The following is a 6,907-nucleotide window of genomic DNA, read 5'->3' on the forward strand; positions in this document are numbered from 1 at the left end:
CATCCGCTGCCCGGTGTGTTCTTCCTGCTGGGGACGGAGACGGCGGCCACCGCGGTCGGTCTGACGCTCCGTATCCGGGCCATGTATCTGGCGGCGCTGGAGGACCGGGCCAGGCGGCTGGAGGTGGAACACCAGCAACGTGTCCGGCTCACCGCCGCCGCCGAGCGGTCCCGGGTCGCCCGCGAGATGCACGACATCGTCGGCCACAACCTCTCCGTCATGGTGAGCGTCGCGGACGGCGCCGCGACCCTCGCCACCAACCGGCGCGAGCAGTCCGCCGAGGCCCTGCGCATCCTCGGCGACACCGGCCGCCAGGCCATGGACGAACTGCGGCGCGTGCTGGGTGTCCTGCGGGAGGAGCGGGAGCACGCGCGGTCGCTCAGCCCGCAGCCCGGGATCCGCGATCTCGACCCCCTGCTGACGCGGGTCCGCGCGGCGGGGCTGGCGGTCACCTACCGGACCGTGGGCGGCCTCGACGCACTGGGCGACGGCGTACAGCTCACCGTGTACCGCATCGTCCAGGAGGCGCTGACCAACACGCTCAAGCACGCGGGTACGGGGCTCCGCCGCCGAGGTCACCGTGGCCACCGACACCGGCACCGTACGGATCCGGATCGCGGACACCGGGCCGCCACCAGGCACCCCCGGGACGGCGCCCACGGGGACGCGGACCGGCGCGGACGGCCCCGGGCACGGCCTCGTCGGCATCCGCCAGCGGGCCGCCATGTACGGCGGTACCGTCACCATCGGCCCCCGCGACACCGGGCCCGGCTGGATCGTGGAGGTCGTCCTCGACGTGCCCTCCGCCCCGGCGGCACCAGGAGAACATCTCCCATGACCACCGTGCTGATCGCCGACGACCAGCCCCTCCAGCGCCTCGGCTTCGGCATGCTCCTCCAGGGCACGCCCGGCCTGACGGCGGTCGGCGAGGCCGAGCACGGGGCCGAGGCCGTGCGCCTGGCCGCGGAACTGCGGCCCGACGTCGTCCTCATGGACATCCGCATGCCCGGCATGGACGGCCTGGAGGCGACACGCCGGATCGTCGCCACGGGCGGCCGTACGCGGGTGCTCATCGTGACCACCTTCGACCTCGACGCGTACGCGTACGAAGGTCTGCGGGCCGGTGCCAGTGGCTTTCTGCTCAAGGACGCCCGCCCCGAGGAAATCGTGGCGGGCATCCACGCGGTCGCCACCGGCGACGCCGTCGTCGCTCCCCGCCTGACCCGGCGCCTGCTGGACGCCTACGCCCACCAGGTGCTCGCCCCGCCCGGCACCCCCGCGGAGGACCCCCGGCTGCACACGCTCAGCGACCGTGAACGGGAGGTGCTGGTCGCCATCGGCCAGGGCTGGACGAACGCGGAGATCGCGGAACGGCTCGTCCTCACCGAGTCCACGGTGAAGAAGCACGTCGGGCGGGTCCTCGCCAAGATCGGTGCCCGCGACCGCATCCAGGCCGTGATCATGGGCGTACGACACCGGGCTGGTCAGGGCGAAGCCGTAGGAGCCGGGGGCCGGGACGGCGGGGCGTCGCATACTGGCCACATGGCTGCTGGAGGCAGGACGGGACGGCGAGGCGTTCCAGGAGTTCGTGCGGTTCGCGCCCCGGCTCGGCGGGATGGTCGCCTCCGCGGTGGGCTATCGCTCCGGCGGGCAGCCACCGGCCCTGCACCGGGGGCTGCCCTCCCCCTGGCTGACGTTGATCTTCTCGCTGGACGGGCCGGTGACCAGCGGACTCACCCTGGAGCAGGCACGCGGTGCCGATGCGGTGCGAACCGACATCGTGGTGGGCGGGCTGCACCAGAGTCCGGCGTACATCATTCAGCCGGAGCACGAGACCGGGGTGCAGCTGGCCCTGCATCCGCTGGCGGCGCGCAGACTGCTCGGCCTGCCCGCGGGCGCGCTCACGGATCAGCTCGTGGTGTCGGGGACGGAGGTGCTGGGCGCGCGGGCCGCGGAGATCCATGAGCGGATGCGGGAGCAGCCGGGGTGGGAGGAGCGGTTCGCCCTCCTCGGCTCGTATCTGCGGGCGCGTGCGGCCGCGGCGGACGAGGCCACGCCGGTCCGGCGCGAGATCGTCGAAGCCTGGGCGTGGCTGGCCCGCCACCGGGGCGCGGGCACGCTGCGCGGGCTGGCCGAGCATGTGGCGCTCAGCCCGCGCCGGCTCACGGCGCTCTTCCGGGCCGAGACCGGTCTGAGCCCGAAGCAGGCCGCCCGGCTGATGCGCTTCGAGCACGCCAAGGGCACCGTGGTCCGGTCCTACGCCGCGGGCGCCCCGGCCGATCTGGCGCGGGTCGCGGCCGACTGCGGCTACTACGACCATTCGCATCTGGTGCGGGACTTCCGCCAGTACACCGGCGTCAGCCCCACGGTCTGGCTGGCCGAAGAGTGCCGGAATATCCAAGCGGGCGGGCACCGGAACGGCGAAGAGTGAGAGGCATGAACACCATGGAATCCCAGCAACGTTCCCCCAGCATCTGGCCGGCCCTCCAGGCCCATGACGCGCCCGCCCTGATCGACTTCCTCGTCGGCACGGTCGGCTTCCTGCGCACCGCCGTGTACGAGGACGGCAACCGGGTGGCGCACGCCCAGCTCGACTGGCCCGAGGGCGGCGGGATCATGCTCGGGTCGTACAAGCCGGACAGCGCGGAGTGGTGTCTGCGACCGGGCACCTTCGGCGCGTATGTCGTCACCGACCACGTCGACAGCCTCTACGAGCGGCTGAAGGCGGCAGGGGTGAAGGTCATCCGCGAGATCGAGGACCAGCCGTACGGCAGCCGCGAGTTCGCGATCGCCGACCCCGAGGGCAACAAGTGGTCCTTCGGCACCTACCGGGGCGAGCCCCGCCCGGCCGACTGACCCGGCCCGCGGCTGCCGCGCCGCACCGCTCACGACGGCGACGTGGTGGGCGGTGCGGCGCGGCGCGCCCGGTGGGCGTCGGCCACCGCGGCGTGCAGCTTCGTACGGATGTCCTCGGGAAGCCGACCACTGTCCGCCCACCGCACAAGGTGCCGGGCGGCCTCGCGCACCTTGATGTTGGTGTGCTGGGAGACCTGCCGGAGCACCTGCCAGCCCTCGTCGGACCGCAGGTCCGTCACCGTCGTCCGGACTGTTGTCGTAGGTCACCGATCCACCCTGGGACCGCGCCGACGGCCGGAACCAGCCGCATGGCGAACGGCATCGGGGCGTGTGCATGGCGGGGGCGTCGTCACCGGGGCCGAACGCGTCCTCAACCAGGTGGCCGCCACCGCCGACGCGGCCGAATCCCACCCGGTCCGCCTCACCGGGCACCGGCCGCACTCCCCCGCCGCGGCGCAGCAGTTACGGGCGACGATCGTCTATGTGCGCGACCACGTCATGAACGTCCCCGCCGTGGGCCATCAGCCCCTGGTCGCCTCCACCGCCGCGCAGCACGTCGCCGCGAGCGTCCTGGCCACGTTCCCCAACTCCGCGCTCACCGACCCCACGGCGTCCGACGGCCGGGACGCGCATCCGGCGATGCTGCGCCGCGCTCTGGCCCACATCGACGACCACGCCGACCAGCCCGTCACCGTCGCCGACATCGCCGCCGCGGCGCGCGTCACCGTACACGCGCTCCAGTACGCCTTCCGTCGCCACCTGGACACCACGCCGCTCGCCCAGCTGCGCCGGGTGCGCCTCTCCCGCGCCCACCATGACCTGCTGAACACCGATCCCGGTAGAGGGGCCACCGTCACGGAGATCGCCGCCCGGTGGGGCTTCTGGCACCCCGGGCGCTTCGCCGCGCTCTACCGGGAGCCCTACGGCCGGTCGCCGCACCAGACCCTCCGCGATCCGGCCACCCGCCGGGCCTAGGGGGTGTCTTCCGGATCATGCCGGGCTTCCGCCTGATCCGAAAGACACCCCTCGGCCTCTCCGCCCGCCTGAGGTGAGGCAGCCGGGCGGAGAGGGCCCCGGTCACTCCATCAGCCGATGTTGAAATCGAGGTTGGACATATACCAGGCGTCCTTGATCTTGCTGGCCTCCACCTTCATGTCCAGCTGACCCTGCTTCACCCCGGTGGAGTTGGACACCATGACCTTGTCGAGCGTCTGCCCGTCGACGGTGATCTTGTCGGCGGGAACCATCACCTTGTCCCCGGTGGCCGGGGTCTTGGCGACCTCTACCTTCGGGTCGCCCGTGGACTGCTTGGGCGTGAACGACTTATGGTACATTTTGACGCTCTTGTGCATCTGCCGAATGTCAGGCGCGTCGCTGTCGCACCTCTCCGGGCTGCCGACCTTCGCGGGAGTCGACCCATGGGCCGGGACGCCCATCACCAGACACCCTTCCTTCGGCTTGTTCTTCACGACCGCGGTGACCCACGAGGCCACCGCCTCCTCGGCCGTGGCCTGGCGGGGCTTCGAGGGCTGCGAATCCGCCGCCCCCGCCCCCTTCTTCGCCCCGGCGCCGCTCGAGCTGCTCGCCGGCTTCTTCTTGACGCCGGAGTCCGACTCCGCCTTCTTCGAGCAGCCCGTGACACCGACGACGGCCGCCACCACGGCGGCACCGGCGATCCAGCGGACGGTCTTGCGCTTGTAGCTCTCTGACACTCTTTCAAGAGCCTTTCCATAGACATCTATCCGGCCGATGTCATCCCGAGGCATCTCTGGTCGAGACACCACATCGCCCAGGGAGACGAGCTGGACGACGGAATGGTTCGCCGCCCCGCCCCACTCACTGGGCCGTACCGGCCAGCAGCCAACACCGTACGCGTACTTCCAGCAGCACACGCGCGCCACCCGGGTGCGTGGGTGCGGTGACGTCCCATCCGTACTTCCCCTGGAACGCGGACACGACCTCAGGGGGAACGGGTCGTCATGGATCAGCGACACGTCTCCCTCCGCGACGACCGGGAACCGGCCGTCCTCCAAGGCCAGGGAGACACGCGGCTCCCTCCGCACGTTTCCGACCTCGACCGTAGACGAACCAGACGGGCGTCACATGCGCCAACGAGATCATCCACGCGCCCATTGTGGCCATGGCTCCGGACGCAGCACATCGGGTGTGACTGGCCACGAGCCCTGACTGGCTGACAAGATCATTTTGGATGACACCGCACTACGGCAAGTGAAGGGCGGACATTTGTCCGAGACATTCGGCCACGAGGAGTACGACTACATCATCGTCGGGGCTGGTTCGGCAGGATGCGTGCTGGCCGCGCGGCTGTCCGAGGCCCCGGAGAGAACGGTGCTGCTCCTGGAAGCCGGGGCGGCGGACACCAAGCCGGAGCTGGCCGTGCCACCCGCCTGGCCCGGGCTGTGGGGGACGGAGGTCGACTACGCGTACACCACGGTGCCGCAAGCCGGTACCGGCGGCGTGGCGCAGCCGTGGCCGCGGGGCCGGACCCTGGGCGGGTCGAGCGCCATCAACGCGATGGTGTTCCTGCGCGGACACCGCAACGACTACGACCGCTGGGCGGCGGCCGGGTGCACGGGATGGGACTTCGACACGCTCCTGCCGTACTTCCGGCGGCTGGAGACCGTCACCGGAAAGGACCCGGAGTTCCGCGGTGACAGCGGCCCGATGCGTCCGGCGCAGGCGCGGGACGGCAACCCGCTCTCCCAGGTCTTCGTGGATGCCGCCACCACGGCCGGGCATCCCGCGACGGACGACTTCAACGGCGCCTCCCAGGAAGGCGTCGGCTGGCACGACCTGAGCATCGCGGACGGCAAGCGGCAGAGCACCGCGGCCGCCTATCTGCACCCCGTCAGCGCGGAGCGGCCGAATCTGACGGTCTCGACCGACTCCCGCGCGCACCGCCTGCTCGTCGAGGGCAACCGGTGTACGGGCGTGGAGTTCCGGCGGGGCGGCGAGCCGGTCACCGCGCATGCCCGCGCCGAGGTGATCCTCAGCTCCGGCGCCGTCGATTCGCCCCGTCTGCTGCTGCTGTCGGGCATCGGGCCCGCCGACGAGCTGCGGCAGGCCGGTGTGGACGTACGCCACGATCTGCGCGGCGTGGGCCGCAACCTGCACGACCATCCGCTGTGCGGGGTCGTCTACGAGGCGAGCAAGCCGGTCCCCGAAGGGCTCACCAACCACGCGGAGACCTCGATGGCGTGGCGCAGTGATCCGTCGCTTTCCGGTCCCGACATGCAGCTGATGTTCATTCATGTGCCGTTCCATCCACCGACGTTGCAAGCTCCGGAGAACAGTTTCACCTTCGGGGTGACGACCGTCCCCGAGAGCCGGGGCTCGGTGCGCATCGCCGACGCCGATCCGGAGACGCCGCCGCGGATCGATCCGAACTACCTCGGCGAGGAGTCGGACGTCCGGCGCATGCTGCACGGCATCGAGGTGGCACGGGACATCGCGGCCGCGAGCCCCTTCACGGCGTGGCGCTCGCGCGAGGTGCTCGCCGGGGACGACGTCAAGGACGAGGAGGGGCTGCGCGCCTTCCTGGCACGCGGCACCGGAACGTACTACCACCCCGTGGGCAGCTGTGCGATGGGCGTGGGCCCGGACGCCGTGGTCGCACCGGACCTGACCGTTCACGGCCTCGATGGGCTGCGGGTGGTGGACGCTTCGGTCATGCCGACGGTCGTCTCCGTCAACACGAACGCGGCGACGATCGCCATCGCGGAGAAGGCCGCCGACCTCATCCGCCAGGCGGCGTAGACCGGCCATCACTCCGGGGCCCCTTTCGCGGGCGCCGGAGTGATGGACCCGTCCCGCACCGGGGCGTGCCCATGCGGAGCGCGCCCCGCTCGGCGACCCTGGGGGTGTGACACACCAGCCCCCCGCGCATGAGGCGCGGAGCAGGCCGCCGACCGGTGCCGCGCGCGTCGACTACAGCGGCGCGGTGTACGGCTCGCTGCTCGCCGCCTCCGTGGTGGCCGGTGTCGGCACGCTCGGCTCGTATCCACGGCTGGAACTCGTGCTGCTCCTGCTG

6 protein-coding genes and 2 pseudogenes are annotated in these 6,907 nt (G+C 71.6%); 6 read left to right on the forward strand and 2 right to left on the reverse strand.

Annotated elements, in window-relative coordinates; all coding sequences use genetic code 11:
• Window positions 1-219 precede the first annotated feature (219 nt).
• The 4 genes and pseudogenes from SSOG_RS55725 to SSOG_RS06805 all read left to right on the forward strand — a co-directional run.
• Window positions 220-300, forward strand: a pseudogene (locus SSOG_RS55725) (hypothetical protein); the annotation flags it as partial.
• A gap of 534 nt (window positions 301-834) precedes the next feature.
• Window positions 835-1,501: pseudogene (locus SSOG_RS48215) on the forward strand (response regulator).
• A gap of 87 nt (window positions 1,502-1,588) precedes the next feature.
• Window positions 1,589-2,431: an AraC family transcriptional regulator gene (locus SSOG_RS06800; protein WP_009713473.1), complete on the forward strand. Its 843-nt coding sequence runs from the start codon at window positions 1,589-1,591 to the stop codon at window positions 2,429-2,431.
• Window positions 2,432-2,445: 14 nt separating this feature from the next.
• On the forward strand, window positions 2,446-2,856 hold the full coding sequence (locus tag SSOG_RS06805) for a VOC family protein (RefSeq protein ID WP_009713474.1): 411 nt from the start codon (window positions 2,446-2,448) through the stop codon (window positions 2,854-2,856).
• A gap of 29 nt (window positions 2,857-2,885) precedes the next feature.
• Here the strand turns inward: SSOG_RS06805 and SSOG_RS52230 are convergent, their stop codons facing one another.
• Window positions 2,886-3,095: an ANTAR domain-containing protein gene (locus SSOG_RS52230; protein WP_039936757.1), complete on the reverse strand. Its 210-nt coding sequence runs from the start codon at window positions 3,093-3,095 to the stop codon at window positions 2,886-2,888.
• Between the two features lie 91 nt (window positions 3,096-3,186).
• Here SSOG_RS52230 and SSOG_RS06815 point away from each other — a divergent pair, with 91 nt between their 5' ends.
• A complete protein-coding gene (locus SSOG_RS06815; RefSeq protein ID WP_245606238.1) occupies window positions 3,187-3,831 on the forward strand; it encodes a helix-turn-helix transcriptional regulator in 645 nt (214 codons plus the stop codon).
• Between the two features lie 110 nt (window positions 3,832-3,941).
• Here SSOG_RS06815 and SSOG_RS06820 read toward each other — a convergent pair whose 3' ends face one another.
• A complete protein-coding gene (locus SSOG_RS06820; RefSeq protein WP_039936758.1) occupies window positions 3,942-4,568 on the reverse strand; it encodes a hypothetical protein in 627 nt (208 codons plus the stop codon).
• Between the two features lie 532 nt (window positions 4,569-5,100).
• Between SSOG_RS06820 and SSOG_RS06830 the strand changes: the two genes are divergently transcribed.
• Window positions 5,101-6,633 (forward strand): GMC family oxidoreductase, encoded by a 1,533-nt coding sequence (locus SSOG_RS06830; RefSeq protein WP_039936760.1) that lies wholly within the window; start codon window positions 5,101-5,103, stop codon window positions 6,631-6,633.
• Window positions 6,634-6,907: the final 274 nt, after the last annotated feature.

This window comes from Streptomyces himastatinicus ATCC 53653 (genome assembly GCF_000158915.1).
Lineage (GTDB): Bacteria > Actinomycetota > Actinomycetes > Streptomycetales > Streptomycetaceae > Streptomyces > Streptomyces himastatinicus.